19 protein-coding genes are annotated in these 18,671 nt (G+C 30.6%); 9 read left to right on the top strand and 10 right to left on the bottom strand.

The annotated features are described in order from the left end of the window. Positions 1 to 32: 32 nt before the first annotated feature. The 7 genes from FBF11_RS00875 (at position 33) to FBF11_RS00905 (ending at position 7,774) form a co-directional block, all read left to right on the top strand. Complete coding sequence (locus tag FBF11_RS00875) at positions 33 to 884, top strand: ChaN family lipoprotein (RefSeq protein WP_002851704.1); 852 nt, start codon at positions 33 to 35, stop codon at positions 882 to 884. After that, the gene (locus FBF11_RS00880; RefSeq protein ID WP_002857295.1) at positions 881 to 3,148 is read left to right on the top strand and encodes a TonB-dependent receptor; all 2,268 of its coding nucleotides are present in this window, start codon (positions 881 to 883) and stop codon (positions 3,146 to 3,148) included. The genes FBF11_RS00875 and FBF11_RS00880 overlap by 4 nt, the downstream gene beginning before the upstream one ends. Positions 3,149 to 3,159: 11 nt before the next feature. Continuing rightward, positions 3,160 to 3,921, top strand: a complete 762-nt coding sequence (locus FBF11_RS00885) for a MotA/TolQ/ExbB proton channel family protein (RefSeq protein WP_002857636.1) — start codon at positions 3,160 to 3,162, stop codon at positions 3,919 to 3,921. Beyond that, entirely contained in the window at positions 3,908 to 4,318 is a 411-nt protein-coding gene (locus tag FBF11_RS00890; protein ID WP_002851714.1) for a biopolymer transporter ExbD, read from the top strand. The genes FBF11_RS00885 and FBF11_RS00890 overlap by 14 nt, the downstream gene beginning before the upstream one ends. Position 4,319: 1 nt before the next feature. Beyond that, positions 4,320 to 5,066 carry an energy transducer TonB gene (locus FBF11_RS00895; protein WP_052798727.1) on the top strand — a complete coding sequence of 249 codons (747 nt, stop codon included), beginning with the start codon at positions 4,320 to 4,322 and terminating at the stop codon, positions 5,064 to 5,066. Between the two features lie 45 nt (positions 5,067 to 5,111). Next, positions 5,112 to 6,317 carry a putative transporter gene (locus FBF11_RS00900; protein ID WP_010891843.1) on the top strand — a complete coding sequence of 402 codons (1,206 nt, stop codon included), beginning with the start codon at positions 5,112 to 5,114 and terminating at the stop codon, positions 6,315 to 6,317. Between the two features lie 98 nt (positions 6,318 to 6,415). Further along, positions 6,416 to 7,774: a hemolysin family protein gene (locus tag FBF11_RS00905; protein ID WP_002851723.1), complete on the top strand. Its 1,359-nt coding sequence runs from the start codon at positions 6,416 to 6,418 to the stop codon at positions 7,772 to 7,774. A 12-nt stretch (positions 7,775 to 7,786) separates the two neighbouring features. Here the strand turns inward: FBF11_RS00905 and FBF11_RS00910 are convergent, their stop codons facing one another. The 10 genes from FBF11_RS00910 to tig form a co-directional block, all read right to left on the bottom strand. Then, the gene (locus FBF11_RS00910; protein WP_002851935.1) at positions 7,787 to 8,971 is read right to left on the bottom strand and encodes a metallophosphoesterase; all 1,185 of its coding nucleotides are present in this window, start codon (positions 8,969 to 8,971) and stop codon (positions 7,787 to 7,789) included. A 9-nt stretch (positions 8,972 to 8,980) separates the two neighbouring features. Then, positions 8,981 to 9,190, bottom strand: coding sequence for an alkylphosphonate utilization protein (locus tag FBF11_RS00915; protein WP_002851709.1), 210 nt, complete (start codon positions 9,188 to 9,190; stop codon positions 8,981 to 8,983). Further along, positions 9,183 to 9,902 carry a TerC family protein gene (locus FBF11_RS00920; RefSeq protein WP_002851673.1) on the bottom strand — a complete coding sequence of 240 codons (720 nt, stop codon included), beginning with the start codon at positions 9,900 to 9,902 and terminating at the stop codon, positions 9,183 to 9,185. Before FBF11_RS00920 ends, FBF11_RS00915 begins: the two co-directional genes overlap by 8 nt. 71 nt (positions 9,903 to 9,973) lie before the next feature. Continuing rightward, entirely contained in the window at positions 9,974 to 10,540 is a 567-nt protein-coding gene (purN, locus tag FBF11_RS00925; protein ID WP_002851620.1) for a phosphoribosylglycinamide formyltransferase, read from the bottom strand. Next, positions 10,531 to 11,901, bottom strand: coding sequence for a bifunctional ADP-dependent NAD(P)H-hydrate dehydratase/NAD(P)H-hydrate epimerase (locus tag FBF11_RS00930; RefSeq protein ID WP_002851837.1), 1,371 nt, complete (start codon positions 11,899 to 11,901; stop codon positions 10,531 to 10,533). Before FBF11_RS00930 ends, purN begins: the two co-directional genes overlap by 10 nt. Continuing rightward, positions 11,885 to 12,583, bottom strand: coding sequence for an NYN domain-containing protein (locus FBF11_RS00935; protein WP_002826913.1), 699 nt, complete (start codon positions 12,581 to 12,583; stop codon positions 11,885 to 11,887). Before FBF11_RS00935 ends, FBF11_RS00930 begins: the two co-directional genes overlap by 17 nt. A 1-nt stretch (position 12,584) precedes the next feature. Beyond that, complete coding sequence (locus FBF11_RS00940) at positions 12,585 to 14,090, bottom strand: YifB family Mg chelatase-like AAA ATPase (protein ID WP_002851902.1); 1,506 nt, start codon at positions 14,088 to 14,090, stop codon at positions 12,585 to 12,587. Then, positions 14,087 to 14,614 (bottom strand): peptide deformylase, encoded by a 528-nt coding sequence (def, locus tag FBF11_RS00945; protein ID WP_002851936.1) that lies wholly within the window; start codon positions 14,612 to 14,614, stop codon positions 14,087 to 14,089. The genes FBF11_RS00940 and def overlap by 4 nt, the downstream gene beginning before the upstream one ends. A 35-nt stretch (positions 14,615 to 14,649) precedes the next feature. Then, positions 14,650 to 15,234: an ATP-dependent Clp endopeptidase proteolytic subunit ClpP gene (gene clpP / locus FBF11_RS00950; protein WP_002806309.1), complete on the bottom strand. Its 585-nt coding sequence runs from the start codon at positions 15,232 to 15,234 to the stop codon at positions 14,650 to 14,652. Further along, the gene (gene tig, locus FBF11_RS00955; protein ID WP_002851938.1) at positions 15,234 to 16,568 is read right to left on the bottom strand and encodes a trigger factor; all 1,335 of its coding nucleotides are present in this window, start codon (positions 16,566 to 16,568) and stop codon (positions 15,234 to 15,236) included. The genes clpP and tig overlap by 1 nt, the downstream gene beginning before the upstream one ends. 143 nt (positions 16,569 to 16,711) lie before the next feature. Between tig and folE the strand changes: the two genes are divergently transcribed. Beyond that, entirely contained in the window at positions 16,712 to 17,284 is a 573-nt protein-coding gene (folE, locus tag FBF11_RS00960) for a GTP cyclohydrolase I FolE (protein WP_002851990.1), read from the top strand. Beyond that, positions 17,284 to 18,669, top strand: coding sequence for a flagellar protein export ATPase FliI (gene fliI, locus FBF11_RS00965; RefSeq protein ID WP_002851735.1), 1,386 nt, complete (start codon positions 17,284 to 17,286; stop codon positions 18,667 to 18,669). Before folE ends, fliI begins: the two co-directional genes overlap by 1 nt. Positions 18,670 to 18,671: the final 2 nt, after the last annotated feature.

Consider the following 18,671-nt stretch of genomic DNA (forward strand, 5'->3'; position numbering starts at 1 on the left):
AAAAATAAACCACTAAGAAAGTAACAATAATAATGAAATTTTATACTATTTTAAGCATTCTATTTATAAGCTTTATGTTGAGCGCTTGTGCTGTTTTGCAAAAATCATCTCCACTTCAAGAAAATAAAGATTTTTATATACTTGATACGCATACTCAAAAAAAGATTTCTTTTGAAGATATGATTTTAGAATTGCTAAAAGCAGATGTGATACTGCTTGGCGAAAAACACGATGAGGTTAAACATAAGATAAGTCAAGTTATGATTTTTAATGCCTTAGAAGGAAATTTAAGTTCTCAAAATATAAACTTTGATGTAGCTTTAGAAATGTTAGCAAGCACAGAGCAAAATCACTTAGATAAAGCTTTTAAAAATAAAAAAACCATTAAAGCCAATGAACTTACTAATGCATTAAATTGGGATAAGGTCTGGAAATGGAAAGATTATGAGCAATTTGTCAATGTGGTTTTTTATTCAAAGTCAAAAATATTAGGTGCAAATCTTTCACGCTCAGAAATTACAAGCATTTATAATGGGGCTCAGCCCTTAAAGGGTTATGTTTCAACCACAAATGAAGTAAAAAAACAACTTTTTGACATTATATCCTTAAGCCATAAGCTAAATCCTGAAGAAAATAAAGAATTACTAGATAAATTGGTGGAAATTCAACAATTCAAAGACAGGCGTATGGCTGATGTATTGGTTCATCATGTAAATAAAGTTTTATTGCTAGCTGGAAGCTATCATACAAGTAAAAAAATAGGAATTCCTTTACATATACAAGATTTTAAAAGCAGTAAAAAAATAGTTGTAGTGAATTTAAGCTATGGAGAAATAGATTTAAAAGACAGTGATTATGTTTTGATTTATAAGGGGGAGGAATGAAAAAATTAAGTTTATTTTGTGCTGTAGGTTTATGTTTTGCTAGTTTTGCTTTTTCTGAAGAATTAGAATTTGATAGTCTTGAAATTTCAGGTTCAAAAATCAAAAACGATGAAAAACCTTTTGTAACTCCTGGGGCAACAAGCACAAGAGAGGGTATAGGTTCAGATACACAAAGTATAGATTCTATAGTGCGTAGTATACCTGGAACCTACACAAACACAGATCAAGCTCAAGGCACAGTTCAAGTAAATATTCGTGGTATGAGTGGTTTTGGGCGTGTTAATACCATGATTGACGGTGTTACTCAAACTTTTTATGGTAGTGCATCAGATGATCCAGCTAGATTTCATTCACAAACGGGAACTTCAGCTTTTGGAGCTGTTATTGATACAAATTTCTTAATCGGAGTTGATGTTACAAGGGGAACTTTTGAAGGAGTAGGTGGAGCAAATGCCTTGATGGGATCAGCAAATTTTAAGACCATAGGTATAAATGATATTGTACATGATGGCAATATCTTTGGATTTTTAGGACGATTTTCTTATGGAAGCAATGGAATCGGACCAAGTTATATGAGTGCAGTGGCTGGAAAGACTGAACTTGAAAATAATGGATATGTGGGCGCGCTTTTTGGTTATAGCGCAAAGAGAATTACTCAAAATTACACTGTAGGCGGGGGTGGCAAGATAGGTAGTAGTATGGTTGATACTGATGGAGATGGTATAGCTGATACCAATATCGCTCCTTTTGATCCAGATTTTTTAACCCAAAAACCAAACTCTCAACTTTTTAAACTCGAATATGTCCCAAATTCTTTTACAAATACTATATTTTCTTATCGTAGATATCAAAACGAACTTGCCGGTAGAAAAATACACAATGACAATTATCAACTTGATTTTTGGCACAACCCTAATGAGTGGCTTAATGTAAATACGCTTATTGCCTACAATCAAGGCATACAAACCTATGGATCAAAATCTACTTTTGCGGCAAACGATGCCATAGCTAACACAAAGGCAAAAAATACTGCCACTACTTTTGATATAAGTGATACTTTAGAGGGTGAATGGCATAGATTTAATCTAAACACACGCTTTGGAGCAAATATTTTGCTTAATGATTATAAAAATACCTTAAATACATCAATTCAAGGAGTAAATTCTATACCTTTTCAGCCTCGTGGAAAACAAAATCTTTTTACTTATTATCTTGATAATAGTCTAAATTATGGTATCTTTACACTTGATACCAATGTGAATCTTTTAGATTGGAATATCAAAGGACACAGACCTGCTTGCGATGAAGTAAATTTTATGTGTTTTCCAAAAGCGGCGACAGATATAGATAAAAATGGACTTCGCCTGAATGCTTCTGTCATGCTTTCAGCTGCCATACACGAGCTTTTTACACCCTTTGTAAGTTTTGCGAGAACAAATAGAGCCCCTAATGTGCAAGAAATGTTTTTCTCAAATAACGAAGGCAATGGTATCAATTCTTTCTTAAAACCAGAACAAGCCAATACTTGGCAAATAGGTTTTAATTCTTTTAAACATGGACTTTTAAAAGATGATGATCGCTTTGGTTTTAAAGCCGTGTATTATCATACAAAAATAAAAGATTATATTTATAATGAACAATTTTATCTTGAAGATCCAAGTAAAGATCCTCCAAGCTCGCAATTTTATATGCACTTAAATTCAGCTGATGATACCATATTTAAGGGTGTGGAGTTAGAATTAAGCTATGACTTGGGTTTTGCTTATGCTAAAGCTATGTATTCAAGACAAGATACAAGTTCGACTATTTCTCAAACTTCAGGACCTCTTCTTGGCTCTTTTTCGGCAAGTAAAATCATGGAGCTTCCAAAAGATTATGCAAATGTAGAGCTTGGCTTTAGGTTAAATGATAAAATAAGCTTTGGTGGTATAGCAAAATACACAGGCAAAGCAAAAAGGGTAAATCCAAATACAGATGATTGGAATAAGGATCCAAACAATCCTTATTATCCTAAACCAACCACACAAGACTTACCAAAAATTCCTATTATAGTAGATTTATATTGGAATATAGAATGGTTTAAAAACCTCACAATGAGAGCAGAGGTGCAAAATTTATTTGATAAAAACTACATGGATGCCTTAAATGCTTATAATTCCTTAGATAATCAGCTTCAATATAATGGAGCAGGTGATCCTATCTATCTTTTTAGCAATTCTGCTCGCGGTCGTACTTTTATAGTAAGTTTTGAATATAAATATTAAGGAATATACAAATGTTAAAAAAATGTTTTTATTTTGTTTTTTTATTGTTAAATTTAAATGCAGAAGCAAATGCAACAGATACAAATTTATCTTTTGATTCTTCTAAGATAGAAACCGAAGCACCTAAAATAGAGCTTTCTCTTTCTAGTCTTTATCAAAATGCTGATGAGGTGGTAAAAGGTGTTATTTATATATTGGTTTTATTTTCCATTTTAGCATGGGCAGTTTTTATTTCTAAGCTTATGCAATTTTATTTTATGAAAAAAAATCTAGACTTGTCTATACAAAAGATAAAAGAATTAAAAAATCTCAATGAATTAGATCAGACAAAAGATTTTGCAGGTGTTTTATCTTTAGAAATTCAAGATGAGCTTGAAAAAAGTGAATATAAAAATGATCACATAAAAGAGCGTATAGAATTGCGTTTGCAAAATACCATCTCAAAGCAAATCACAGCAAGCAAAAATGGCTTGAGTTTGCTTGCGAGCATAGGTGCTAGCGCACCTTTTATAGGGCTTTTTGGAACAGTTTGGGGAATTATGAATGCATTTATAGGTATAGCAAATCTTGGCAATGCTTCTTTGGCAGTCGTTGCGCCTGGTATAGCTGAAGCCTTGTTTGCTACAGCTTTTGGCTTGATAGCTGCTATCCCTGCGGTGCTTTTTTATAATTATCTTACAAGAAAAAATTTAAAACTTATGCACCATTTAGATGAGCTTGCAAATTTTGTCTATATACTTTTTCATAGGAGTTATTTTAATGATAAAAACTGAAATGGCTCACAAAGAAGAGGAGTTAAGTGAGATCAATATAACTCCTTTTATAGATATTATGCTTGTATTATTGATTGTTTTTATGGCTGTTACTCCTCTTATCACAAGTTCTATCAAAATAGAATTACCCAAGAGTTCGCAGCAAGCAGAGGATAAGCTTAAAAATCCCATCATACTTTATTTAAATACTGATAATACTTTGGCTATTAATGATGATAAATTAAGCCTAGAAAATCTTTCAAGTGCTTTAGATATAAAAACCAAAGGCAATAAAGAAGAAATTATTTATTTTCATATCGATAAAAGTGTAAAGTATGAAGATATTATGCAAGTAATGCAAAAATTAAAAGAGAATGGCTATGGAAAAATAGCTCTTTCAAGTAAAAAGATGGATTAGTATGAAGTCTAGTGTGATTTTTGGGTTTGTGTTAAGTTTGATATTGCATACTTTAGTATTAATGTTTTTCCTTTTTTCTTTTTATACTCAAGAAAAATCAAGTGGTGTTGATTTTAAACAAGGAGCGGAATTTACTTCCATTATGATGGTATCAGAGTTTCCTATCGGGGAATTAAAAGAAGTTTCGATTGATCAAAAAAAGAGTAATTCTCAAGATAAAAACAAAAAACAAGACGAAAGAATAAGTTTTAATTCTCAAGATAAAAATGCTGTATTAAAAGTTCAAAAAAAGATTGAAAAGCAAGATGAAAACCAAGCTCAAAAAGAAATAGCTAATGCAAGTGAAAATTCAAAATTTAAAAATGAATCGCTCAGTGCTCCGCTACAAAGTAATGAAGATAAAACACAAACTATAGTAAGTGGCAATGCCAAAGAACAAGTTAAAAGCTATCAAGCTTTGCTTATGGTTCATTTGACTAAATTTAAAAAATATCCTCAAGAAGCGATAATGCAAAAACAAGAAGGCGTTGTAAGAATTCGCGTAAGCATTGATGAAAGCGGAAATGTCTTAAGCAAAGAGCTTAAAAAATCTTGCCCTTATGCAGCGCTCAATGATGAAGCTTTAAGTTTATTTAAAAGAGCTTCTCCATTGCCAAAACCGCCTAAAGAAATGTTAAAAAATGGTGATAAAATCAGTTTTGTTATGCCTATTGATTACAATATTAAAGACTATTTAGGTAAAAAATAAACTTTTCATTAAAAAAAGTTTATTAGAATTTTTATTTTAAAGGTGATGATTATGTTCTCTTCGTTTTTTAAAAGTAAAAAATGGGCTTTATGGGCTTATTTGGGACTTTTTTTACTGTTATTTTTCTTATATATACAAACAAGCTTAAATGTTGCGATCAATTCATGGTATAGTGATTTTTACAATGTTTTACAAAAGCCAAAAATAGAACTTTTGGATTCTAATTCTACGCAAAAAATAGAAGAAAATCTTGAAAATAATGCCACTTTAATCCAAGAGGCTAATCAAAGAGCTGAGCAAAATTTCCAAAAAGCTAATTTTATCAATAAAGGCGCATTGTATTATTATCAAAATTTATTAGAATATTTTTTCAACTCTAGGGCTATGATTGAAAAGCCAAATTATTCAGCAAGTGATTTTTATGCTTTGATTTTAGTTTTTTTGGCTATTGCTATTCCTTATGTTTTAATCGCTACAATTAATATCTATTTTGCTAGCGTCTATGCTTTTAAGTGGCGTGAGGCTATGACTTTTTCTTATTTAAAATTTTGGAAAAATAAAGATGATAATATAGAAGGAAGTTCGCAAAGAATTCAAGAAGATACTTATAATTTTTCTAAAATCGTAGAGAGTTTAGGACTTAGTTTTATAAAAGCTTTGATGACCCTTGTAGCATTTATTCCGATTTTATGGAGTTTAAGTGATGTTGTGAGTAAAGCTTTATTTGCAAATTTAAGCGAAAATTCTTTTTTTTATTTTTTAAAAAACATTGATGGTTTGCTTGTTTATATTGCACTTTTGATTTCTTTAGGAGGCTTGGTTGTGTCATGGTTTGTAGGTATTAAGCTTCCTGGACTTGAATATAACAATCAAAAAGCTGAAGCAGCTTTTAGAAAAGAGCTTGTTTATGCTGAGGATAATCGCAAAGAATACGCTAAAAATGAGACTATGATAGAGCTTTTTACAGGGCTTAAATTTAACTATAAAAGACTTTTTTTACATTATGGATATTTTAATATTTGGCTCATTTTATTTGAGCAAATGATAGTTATAGTGCCATTTTTAATCATGGCACCAGGGCTTTTTGCTGGAGCTATAGGACTTGGTATTGTAATGCAGATTAATAATGCATTTGATCAAGTGCGAAGCTCTTTTAGTATTTTTATCACAAACTGGACAACTATCACTCAACTTAGAAGTATATATAAGCGTTTAAAAGAATTTGAGAAAAATATTTCTTATAAGTCTTAGTTTTTTCTTATAAAATACAAGAAAAAATTCAAATATTAAATTTACTTTTAATTGTGTATAATAAGGTTTAATAATATTTTATTTCTTAAGGAGCTTCATTGGACCCCAGTCAGGTTTTGGATTTAAACCAAACTTCTACAGCATCTTTTGATGCAGGATATTCTATACTTATGGTTGTTGTTGCACTTGCTCTAGTGTTTTTAAATGGTTTTTTTGTTTTGTCTGAATTTAGTATTGTTAAAGTACGTCGTTCCAAGCTTGAAGAGATGGTAAAAGAAAAAAAAGCTGGTGCCAAGAAAGCTTTGGAGGTTACTTCAAGACTTGATACTTATCTTAGTGCTTGTCAATTAGGAATCACTTTAAGTTCTCTAGCTCTTGGTTGGATAGGTGAGCCTGCTATTGCAAAAATGCTAGAAATTCCGCTTATTAATCTTGGTTTTAGCACTGTTATTATCCATACTATGGCTTTCATTATTGCTTTTAGCATTATTACTCTTTTACATGTGGTTTTAGGAGAACTTGTGCCAAAAAGTATAGCTATTGCAGTTGCAGATAAAGCGGTTTTATTTATAGCTAGACCGCTTCATTGGTTTTGGATGCTCTTTTTGCCTTGTATTAAAATTTTCGATTTTTTAGCAGCTATAAGTTTGAAACTTTTTGGAATAAAACCTGCTAAAGAAAGCGAGCTAACTCATAGCGAAGAAGAAATTAAAATCATAGCAAGTGAGAGTCAAAAAGGTGGAGTTTTAGATGAATTTGAAACAGAGATCATACGCAATGCTGTTGATTTTTCAGATACTGTTGCTAAAGAGATTATGACTCCTAGAAAAGATATGATTTGTCTAAATAAACAAAAAAGTTACGAAGAAAATATGCAAATCATTTGTGAGCATAAACATACTCGCTTTCCTTATATTGATGGCTCTAAAGATACTATTTTAGGTATGATACACATACGAGATATAATACAAAATGAATTAAACCATAAAAGTCAAAATTTAGATACTTTTGTTAAACCTTTGATTTTGGTTCCTGAAAATATCAGCATTTCAAAAGTACTTGTAATGATGAATAAAGAACGCTCTCATACTGCATTAGTAGTTGATGAGTATGGTGGAACTGCTGGAATTTTAACCATGGAAGATATCATGGAAGAAATTATTGGCGAAATTAAAAGCGAGCATGAAGAAGACAGCTATAAAAAACTTGCTGAAAATATCTATGAATTTCAAGGACGATGCGATATAGAAACTGTTGAAGAAATGCTTGTAATAAACTATGATGAGGATTTAGAACAAGTTACTATAGGTGGTTATGTATTTAATCTTTTAGGACGCTTGCCTATGGTAGGAGATCGCATTGAAGATGAACTTTGTTACTATGAAGTTAAAAAAATGGATGGGAATTCTATAGAGCGTGTTAAGGTGGTTAAAAAAACAAATAAAGATGAAGAATAAGCCTCTTTAGGCTTATTTCTTTTTGTAAATTTGGTTTTTAATTTCTATACACTCAAAACCTTTTTCATCTAGTGTAACTACGCGTAAATATCCACCATCATCTATTTTACCCTCGCATAAAAATACTCTTTTGGCTATTTTCATAGGAAGTTTTTCTTTATTTCTGTGTCCAAAGATTTGATAAAGATTGTCCGAGGTGAAATTACAAAATTGATTTGCTACTTTTTGACTGTCTTCATATCCACCTACACCATAAATAAAGTCATGGCTTGGTATAAAACTTATTTTTTCAGGTTTGGAGGGTATAAAATTTACTCCTCCATGTGAACAAAATATGAATTTATTTTGGAATTTGTAGTATAAACATTCTTTTAGATGAGGATAGAGTTTTCTAGCATCTCTTGGAGTAAGTTTTTCTTTTCTAAAATCCTTTAAAGTATTTTCATTAAATTCTTTGGAATTTGACAATTCTCCATTAGCCCATTTTATAAGATGTCTTTCGTGATTTCCTTCTAATAAGCATACGTTTTCTTTTTCGCAAATTTTTAAAAGAAATTTTATTACTTTGCCATTTTCTATACCTCTGTTGATATAATCTCCCAAAAATATATAAAATTCATCTTCTTTGATTGTTTTAATGTATTCTTTTAAAACACTATAGCAACCTTGTAAATCTCCTATATGATGAATTTTTTTGTATTTGCTTAAATTTGGCATTTGGTAAAGACATTTTTTCCAGTCTCTTGAGTCTAAAATTGGGTATTTTTTTGGATTTTTTTTGAGCAAATCTTGAGTTTTTTCCAAAAGAGCATAAGGAATGATATATCCATTTTTTTTAGCTTCTAAAAGATTTTTTTCTTGACATTGTTTTAAAGAGCTATCAAAAACAATAACATATATTTTATAGCGATATTGTTTAGCTAAGTCTTTATAAATTTTTAATGTTTCGTTGTAAGCGTTTATGATGCTAAACTCACCTTTTTGCATACGCATTTCTAGAAGTTTGAGTAAAATTTTACTCAAATCTTCATCATTTTTAACATTTAAAATTTTATATTCACTGACTATATTTTTAACGCTTCCTGATAAAAGACGCAAAGCATTTAAATCAAGTGTATAATTTTGAAGTTTATTATTTTTGATAAATTCTTCTTGTCCTGCGTAATAATTCCCTCTTAAAACAAGTAAGATTCGCACATTCTTTGCCTAGATTTTCTTTAAAAATTCAGTTTTTAAAACAATAACGCCAAATTTATCTACTCTAGCCTCAATTTCACCTTCTTTAGAAGTGAGCTTAATATTTTTTATAGTAGTTCCACGTTTTAAAGTTGTACTTGCACCTTTAACCTTAAGATCTTTTATTACACTCACGCTATCACCTGTGTTAAGTTCTATTCCATTAGCGTCTTTAGCCATTTTTTTCCTTTCTTTGATCTAAAATATTTAAAATTTGCACCACTAAAGCAAAAGCCATAGCGGTATAAATATATGCCTTATCAATATGAATATCAAAACTTTCAGCAACTAAAACTACGCCTATTAGCACCAAAAAAGCTAAGGCTAAAATTTTAATGCTTGGATATTTTTCAACAAAATCTGCTATAGGTTTAGAAGCAAAAAGCATCACAGCTACTGCGATAATAACAGCGATAATCATGATGGTTACATCTTGAGCAATTCCTACTGCGGTAATAACACTATCAAGCGAAAACACTATGTCAATCACAGCAATTTCAGCTACAACTATCCAAAGTTTATTGCTTGCTTTAAAATGACTTTGACTTTCTTCTTGATGAGAAATTTGCTCTTTAATTTCTTTAATAGACTTTACAATCAAGAAAAGCCCACCTAGTAAAAGAACTAGATCTCTTCCTGAAATTTCATTGCCCAATACACTAAACAAAGGTGTTACAAGTTTCATTACCCAAAAAAGAGATAAAAGAAGTAAAATTCTTGTAATCATTGCAAAAGCTAAACCTAAGATACGTCCTTTATCACGATGTTCAGGGGGTAGTTTGCTTACTAAAATAGCTAAAAAAATGATATTATCTATCCCTAGTACAATTTCAAGAGCACTTAAAGTAGCTAAAGTAATCCAAGCATCAATACTAAATATCCATTCAAACATAAATTTCCTTGAAAATTTTAAAATTTTTTAAAGCGATATTTTATAGTTTTAAAGCAAATACCTTTAATTCTTTAAGAAAAAATTTCAATCACACTTAAGGGTAAAATTTCATGTTCTAGACTATGAATTTTTTCTTCAAATTCTTCAAAACTCAAATTTCTTTTTTCAAAAGCTTTTTGAGCTATAATCATTCCACCATCAAGTTCTTCACTGACCCAATGCACACTCACACCAGCTACTTTCATATCACTTTCATAACTTTCTTTAATCGCATGTGCTCCTTTAAAAAGGGGTAATAAAGAAGGATGAAGGTTAATTGCCTTAATATTTTTTGTAAAAACAGGACTTAAAATTCTCATAAAACCTGCTAATACAGTAAGATTTGCTCCACTTTCTTTGATTTTTTGTACCAAAATCGTATCAAATTCTTCACGAGTATTATAAGCCTTATGATCAACAATGACAGTATCAAGACCAAATTTTTTTGCTCTTTGTACACCAAAAGCATCTTTTTTATTACAAATGCAAAGTACTACTTCATAGGTATTTTCCCCTATGGTTTTTTTATGAAGTTTTTCTAAAATATTTTCTAAATTACTTCCATTTCCACTAAAAAGTACAGCTAATTTTACAAGCATTTTAATCCTTTGATAAGTTTTAAAGCGTCAAAGCTATTTTTATTAAATTTATATTTTTTTGCAACAAGTCCATGAGCTAAAGTAGCATTTTTTGCTGCTTCTAAAGCGCTAAAACCAAAACCTAAATGTGCAGCAATCATTCCACTTAAAACATCTCCACTCCCACCTTTAGCTAAGGCTTGATTTCCTAAATTTACAACAAATAATTTTTCTTTTTGCACAATAATAGGATTTGCTCCTTTTAAAACAAGAACACAATCATAATTTTGTGAAAATTTTCTAGCATAGAAAAAGCGATTTTTTTGCAATGTTTCTATATCTAAATTCTCATCAAAGCACATTTTATAAAGTTTTATAAATTCTTTTGGATGAGGGGTTATAACAACATCTTTTCTGTTTAAATACCAAAGCAAAGCTTCACTTAAAAAGCAGTTTGCATCCAAGATCAAAGGAGTGTTTTGCAAAATTTCATCTTTTAGAAAATCCAAATTTTCAAGCCCCATACCTAAAGCAATAGCACTTGCATTATTTTCAATTTTTTCTTTTAACATCAAAAGAGGCGAGAAACTTTTTTGTGCTACTAAAGAAACAAGACCTGCTCCAAAATTTAAGGCTCCAAGTCCTGCTAAAGTTCCAGCACTTGCATTGGCAACTATATAAATATGGCCAAAATTTCCTTTATTGGCGTTGATTTTTCTATCTATAGTTTTTAAATCTTTTTTTTCAAGCAAAAAAGCTTGAGAATTAGGGTAAAATTTCTTAGATCTAATGCCTAAATTGGCTATTTTAATCCTTCCTACAAATTCCTTAGCAAAATCTTCAAGTAAAATTTCCTTTAAAGCTCCCATACAAAATGTAATATCAGCTTTAAAACAAGGATAAAATCCCAAATTTGTAGGTATATCACAAGCTATTTTTAAAGCCTTACTTTGATTAACTTTTTGAATAATTAAACTTGTTTTTTCATCTAAACAACGATTTGAACCTGTACCTAAAATACAATCAATGATAATATGAAATTTTTTAAAATTGGGTTCTTTTTTACAAAATTTAAAAGCATAATTTTGTAAAATTTGCTCTTGTTTTTTAAAAAGCGTATTTTCTTTAAAGCCTATTTTATAAGCTTTAGCGTGTTTTAAATTTCTTAAAGCCACCAAGCCATCTGAAGCGTTGTTACCCCCGCCTAATAAAAAAAGTATTTTTACTTTTCTAATCTTGCGTTGAATGCGAATTTTTTTAGCTTCTTTTTTAATTAGCTTGGCTAAATTTAATCCCGCATTTTCCATTAAAATAAGCTCATCTAAGCCTTTATTTATAGCATTTTGTTCTAAAATTTTTATATTATCAATAATAGCTTTCATAATCTTTTTTCACCAAAAAATATATATTTTTTTCTCTTTCTTCTTCAAATTTTTTCATTTTAGGTAAAAATTTCTGGATCAAAGCACGAAAATTCTTAAAACCATAATTTTGCGGATGAAAATCCGAGTATTTGCGGTTCATATTAGTACGGATTTGTGCGTATTCGGCACGCCCTTTTTCATCGATAAGTTGTTCGGTGATATTGATTAAAGCTCTTAAATAATCCTTACTTAAAATATCTTCTTTTTTACTCTCATCTTTATCTAAATAAAAAAATTCACTAAAGGCATTTACATAAGATTTTATAGACTTTTCAAGCCCCATTCCTATAACTTGTTTTTTATTTTCTCTTAATTTTTGAATGAGTGAAGTATAATCACTATCGCTTGAAACAATAACAAAAATATCTATATTTTTTTCATAAAATATGGACATAATTTCAGTGATTAAATACATATCGCTTGAGTTTTTGTTGGCTGCAAAATTAAATTGTTGCATAGCGATTAAAGAATATTCAGCAATTTGCTCTCTCCAACCTTGTATATTTTTTTGAGTCCAATCCCCATAAATGCGTTTAATGATAACCTCTCCGTAATCTGAAGCGATATCAAAAATACTTTTAGCGTATTTTGCAGGGATATTTTCTGCATCTATAAAGATAGCTATACTTTTATTTTCCATTTTAATTCCTTGCTCTAAAGCTTAAAGCTTCTAAAATATGGGTTTTGCTAATATTAAGACTTTGTTCTAAATCCGCTATACTTCTTGAAACTTTTAAAATTTTATTAAGCGATCGCAAAGAAAGATTATAACGTGAAATTGCTAAATCTAGCGTATCTTTGGCATCTTTTTCCAATACACAAAAACGACTTAAATCTTCATCTTTTAATTTCCCATTAAATTCTTTTTGCCCCCGTTTTTTACTAAAAATAAAAGCTTGTAAAATTTTTTCACTCATTTCTTTAGAACTTATACTCGTTTTATCATCCTTGCTGATCTCATCCATAGCTACATAAAGATCAATCCTATCCATAATAGGAGCTGAAATGTGATTTTTGTATTTTTTAATCTCATTTTCACTACAAACACAAGAAAGATTTTTGGAGAATAAATTTCCACAAGGACAAGGATTTTGGGCAGCTATAAAGCTAAATTTTGTTTCATAAGTGATTTTAGAATTTACTCTTGAAATATGAATTTTATGATCCTCTAAAGGTTCTCTTAAACTCTCTATGATTTGCTTGTTAAAATGTGGAAATTCATCAAAAAACAATACTCCACCATTTGCAAGTGCTACTTCTCCAATTCTGGCATTTTTTGTTCCTCCGCCAAAAATACTTGCTCTTGTAGAAGTATGATGAGGATGACGAAAAGCACGAATTTTAGTAAATTCACAATCTTTTGAATCTAAAGACATATAAGCATTTTGCATTAAAATTTCACTTAAACTTTGAGGGGGCATGATATAAACAAGGCGTTTAGCACACATGCTTTTACCACTTCCTGGACTTCCTTCAAATAAGATATTATGCATACCTAAAGCAGCTATCATACAAGCTCTTTTGGCTTTTTCCTGCCCTTTGATATCTTTAAAATCAAGTTTAAAATCCATATTTTGTAAAAAAATTTCATTTTCTATTTGTAAAGGGTTTGCAAATAAAGGATGATTGTGAGAAAAGCGAAAATTTTCATAATTTTTTTCTTTAAAAAACTCTATTGCTTCATTTAAATTTTCAAGTCCATAAACCTCTAAATTTGGTATCATGGAAGCTTTTTGTGCTATACTTTTTGGAACAACGATCTTAGCTTTTTTAATTTTAGCAGAGAGAAACAAAAGCAAAGAAAAAAGCTCATTTGTGCTTTTAATACTTCCATCAAGTCCTAATTCTCCTACTACAAAAAAGTCATCTAATTCTTCATTTTGCAAAAGGATTAATAAAGCGATAGCCAAATCAAAATGCGATCCCTTTTTTGGGATGCCTGAAGGACTAAGATTGATAGTGATTTTTTTAGCAGGAAAAGCAAAATCACAACTTAAAAGTGTGGCTTTGATGCGTTCGACACTTTCCTTAATCGCTGTACTTGCAAGCCCTACTATGCTTAAATTTGGCAAACCTCTTGTAAAAGTGGATTCTACCTCTATAATGTCTAAGCCTTCATGAAAGCTTATGCACTTTAGTTTTTTCATTTCTCTTTTTTATGATTTTTCTTCTTTTTCTTAAATTCTTTATCGAATTTTTGACGCTTAGCAAAGGAAATTTTTTCTATAAATAAATGTCCATTTAAATGATCATTTTCGTGTTGAATAGCCACAGCTAAAAAACCTTTTGCTTCAAGTTCTTTAAATTCTCCAAAGCGATCTTGATATTTAAGCAAGATATGATTATAGCGTTTCACTTCTTCAAAAAAATCTGGCACACTCAAACACCCTTCTGTGCAAGTAATCATTTCTTCATCTAAAGGAATAATTTCAGGATTGATAATCTCTAGCAAATCTTCTTTTTTTTGTTCATCGTTTTCATCAAAAATATTTACAAGTAAAACACGCAAAGGAATATCCACTTGAATAGCTGCTAAACCTACTCCATTACTTGCTATCATAGTTTCATACATATCATCAAGCAAGGTGTGAAGTTCTGTATCAAATTTATTTACAATTTCAGAGTTTAAAAAAAGTCTAGGATTGGGATAGGTGATAATTTTTCTAACCATTAAAAAACCTTTGTTTTAAATGATCTCCAAAGAAATCATTTAAAACTTTTTTCCAAAACCTTATCAATCAGCCCATATTCTTTAGCTTCTTGTGCTGACATGAAAAAATCTCTTTCTGTATCTTTTGCTATTTTTGCAACTTTTTGCTTAGTATTTTTTGCCAAAATATCATTAAGTATAGTTTTGAGTCTTAAAATTTCTTTGGCTTGAATTTCAATATCTGTGGCTTGACCTCTAGCTCCACCTAAAGGTTGATGAATCATAATACGTGAATTAGGCAAAGCAAAACGTTTTCCTTCTGCGCCACAACTAAGCAAAAATGCTCCCATAGAAGCAGCTTGTCCTATACAAATCGTACAAACATCAGGTTTGATATAGTTCATAGTATCATAAATACTAAAACCACTTGTAATTACACCACCTGGAGAATTGATATAAAGATAAATATCTTTTGTAGGATCTTCAGCTTCTAAAAAAAGAAGTTGTGCTACGATAGAAGCGGCAAGTTCATCATGAATTTCACCACTTAGCATAATAATTCTATCTTTTAAAAGGCGTGAATAAATGTCATAACTTCTTTCACCACGACTAGATTTTTCAATAACATAAGGAATAAACATTATTTATCTTCTTTCTCTTTTTTGCTCACTTTTTCTGATTTTTCTGTTTTTGGTATAAAAATATCATTAAAAAGTTTTTCTTCAATTAAAGCCATTTTCACAGCAGGCAAAGCTCCTTGTTTTTTATAGTTTTCTAAATGCTCTTTTGGATTCATACCATAGCGATATGCTTCAAAATAAATCGCTTGAATCAATTCTTGATCATTTACTTCAATCTTACGCAATTTTGCAAGTTCATCAATGATAAAAGTAAGTTTTACACTTTTTTGTGCTTCTTCTTTAAAAGAATCACGTTTTTCTTGATATTTTTCTTTACTTGCTTTAAGCTCTTCAATTTCTTTTTCGCTAAAAGTATTAAAAGCCGCACGCATCTGCATATCAGTTTCTTGTTCTACTATGCCTTTAGGTAAATCAAAATTATATTTTTCAATCAAAGCATCTGCAAATTTGCCTTTTAATTCATCATTTACAAGTTTGAAAAGTTTTTCATTTTTGATTTGCTCTTTTAATTTTTCATCTAAAACTTCAACACTAGCTTTTTCTTCTCCTGGTAAAAGTTTTTTAAGCATTTCATCATCAAGTTCTGGAATTTTAAGCTCTTGAATTTCATGTAGTTTTACTTTAAATACTGCATCTTTACCCGCTAAATGCGCTGCGCCGTATTCTTTAGGGAAAGTTACTTTGATATCTTTTTCTTCACCTATTTTCATTCCCACCATACCATCTTCAAAACCTGGAATAAATTGCTTAGAACCAATTTCTAAAACATAATTTTCAGCTTTACCACCTTCAAAAGCTTTATCATCTACAAAACCTTCAAAATCAAATTTTGCAAAATCACCTTCTTTTAAAGCTCTTTTTGTTTTTATAGCTTCAGGAGTAGCAAAACGCTTTAAAAGCTCATCTTTTTTCTCATCAATTTCTTTTTTACTTACTTTTGGAGTTTGATATTCAGGGATGAGTTTTTCATAACCCTCAAGTTTGATTTCAGGTTTAAAAGAAAGTATTAATTCAGCAATAATTTCTCCATCTTTACGATCAAATTTTTCAAAATATGGCTCACCTACAAGCTCTTTATTTTCTTTTTTAAGTTCTTGTAAAGCGCTATTTACAGCGGATTTAAAAAGATTTTGTTCTGCATCTTGAGTGAGCTCTCTTTCATATCTTTTAAGTACGGCACTTACAGGAACTTTTCCTGGTCTAAACCCATCCATTTTTACACTTTTAGAAGCTTTTTTTGCTAAATTTTCTACTTCACTTTTGATCATTCCTGAAGGAATTTTTACACTAGCAGTCGCATTAACAGAATCTAGTTGCTTTGCCTTTACTTCCATAGTTTTTTTCCTTATAAAATAAAATTTGCCTTCAATGATAGCAAATTTTTCCTTATTACTTGCATAAAATTTTAAAGTAATTTATGATAAAATTGCAATATTACATTATTATTAAAATATAAAAAATATTTTTGGAGAAAAATGTGCAAAAAAAATTTGAAGATTGTGTTAAAACCATGCTTGAAATTATAGGAGAAAATCCAAATCGTGAAGGGCTTATTAAAACGCCAAATCGTGTTTTTAAAGCTTATGAATTTCTTACTAGTGGTTATACGCAAAATGTCAAAGAAATTTTAAATGACGCTTTATTTGAAAGTTCTAATAATGAAATGGTTTTAGTGCGTGATATAGAATTTTACAGTCTTTGCGAACATCATCTTTTGCCTTTTTTTGGGCGTGCTCATGTAGCCTATATCCCTAATAAAAAAGTAGTAGGTTTAAGCAAAATTCCACGCCTTGTAGAAGTGTTTGCAAGAAGACTTCAAATTCAAGAACAACTTACTGAACAAATCGCACAAGCTTTAATGGAAAATGTCGATGCAAAAGGTGTGGGTGTAGTCATAGAAGCAAGACATATGTGTGTTGAAATGCGTGGAGTGCAAAAAGCTAATTCCACCACTACAACTTCAGCTTTACGTGGAATTTTCTTAAAAAATGAAAAAACCAGAGAGGAATTTTTTTCTCTCATAAACTCTGCTAAACAGGTAAGATTTTAATGAATCTTGAAAAACTACGCTCCAAACTTGGCAAAGAAAATTTAAGTGCTATTTTTGGAGAGATTACAAAAATTTCTGCTACAAGTATAGAAATTCGTGGGCTTAAAACAGGGGTTGGAGATATAGTGAAGTTAGTTTCTAATGAAAATGAAAATTTAAACACTCTAGCTATGGTTGTAGAAATCAAAGAACAATTTAGCTATTTAAGCCCATTTTCTTTTATAGAAGGTTTTAAAATAGGCGATCGTGCTTTTATAAGTGATGCAGGTATGCAAATAGGCGTTAGCGATGAACTTTTAGGCAGGGTAGTAGATCCTTTTATGCGTCCAAAAGATGGTAAAGGAGCTATAGAAGCAACCAAATATATGCCTATAATGCGTGCACCTATTGATGCAATGAAAAGAGGGCTTATAGAAGAAGTTTTTCCCGTGGGTGTTAAAACCATAGACGCGCTTTTAACTTGTGGTGTAGGACAAAAACTTGGTATTTTTGCAGGAAGTGGGGTAGGAAAATCCACTCTTATGGGAATGATAGTTAAAAATTCCAAAGCTCCTATAAAAGTAGTGGCACTCATAGGAGAAAGGGGGCGTGAAATTCCTGAATTTATACAAAAAAATTTAGGCGGAAAGCTCGATGATACAGTGATTATTGTTGCTACAAGTGATGATAGTGCTTTGATGCGTAAATACGGTGCTTTTTGCGCAATGAGTGTGGCAGAATACTTTAAAGAACAGGGCAAAGATGTACTTTTTATCATGGATAGTGTAACGCGTTTTGCTATGGCACAAAGAGAAATTGGACTAGCTCTTGGAGAGCCTCCTACAACCAAAGGTTATCCACCAAGTGTTTTAAGTCTTTTGCCTCAACTCATGGAAAGAACCGGTAAAGAAGAAGGTAAAGGCACTATAACAGCCTTTTTTACCGTTTTAGTGGATGGTGATGATATGAGCGATCCAATCGCCGATCAAAGTCGTTCTATCTTAGATGGACACATTGTTTTAAGCCGTGAATTAACAGACTTTGGAATTTATCCTCCTATTAATATACAAAACTCTGCTTCAAGGGTGATGAGTGACATTATAAGTCCTGAGCATAAACTTTGGGCAAGAAAATTTAAGCGTTTAAACTCGCTTTTAAAAGAAAATGAAGTATTGCTTCGCATCGGTGCTTATCAGAAAGGAAGTGATAAAGAACTTGATGAAGCTATTTCTAAAAAAGAATTTATGCAAAAATTCTTAGGACAAAATCCTGAAGAAAGCTTCGAATTTAATCAAACTTTAGAGCTTTTAAGTCAAATTGATACACCAAATACTCCTTTGCCACCAACTCAAAATATAAATGTAGGAAGTGCAAGTGCAACTTTGCCTAATCCTAATTTAAAATAAAA

The organism is Campylobacter sp. CFSAN093224 (assembly GCF_012897395.1).
Taxonomy (GTDB): Bacteria; Campylobacterota; Campylobacteria; order Campylobacterales; family Campylobacteraceae; genus Campylobacter_D; species Campylobacter_D jejuni.